Origin of the sequence: Neorhizobium sp. T6_25 (genome assembly GCF_002968555.1) — a bacterium.
Lineage (GTDB): Bacteria > Pseudomonadota > Alphaproteobacteria > Rhizobiales > Rhizobiaceae > Neorhizobium.
On the sequence record NZ_PVBL01000082.1, the window covers coordinates 1 to 390 of the forward strand.

A 390-nucleotide genomic window follows, 5' to 3' on the forward strand; every position below is an offset into this window, starting at 1 on the left:
GTGCGGCACGGACCCAATCGTGCAGATCGCTTCGGCCTGCGGTTTCAGCAGCCAGAGCCACATGACACGGGCATTTAAGCTGGGCACAGGCGTCACACCCTCTGCCTACCGGCAACGACAGTGAAGTCCCTTCGCTTGACAAGTGTTTGTTCGTTGTGGCGAGACGGCAGCCTTGATCTCTGACGGATAACGCCGGCGCTGGTACTTCCGCTGTTTTCGGCCGGGTACCCATAGCTATCGACGCGGATGCCTGCGCACTTCTTTTTTCCGAAACCAATCCGCGCCTCGACGCCTGCAAAAGCCGCTCGGCTAAACCGAGCGCTCTTCGGCCTTCCAGACCTCACTTCACCGCGATTACGACCTTGCCTTTCGCGCGGCCCGTTTCCACAT

Annotated in this window: 1 protein-coding gene; it reads left to right on the forward strand. The window is 59.7% G+C overall.

Annotated features, from left to right (window positions below):
* Positions 1-124 (forward strand): AraC family transcriptional regulator (locus tag C5L10_RS33420; protein WP_172717332.1); only part of this gene is annotated, 124 nt, incomplete at its 5' end.
* Positions 125-390 lie beyond the last annotated feature (266 nt).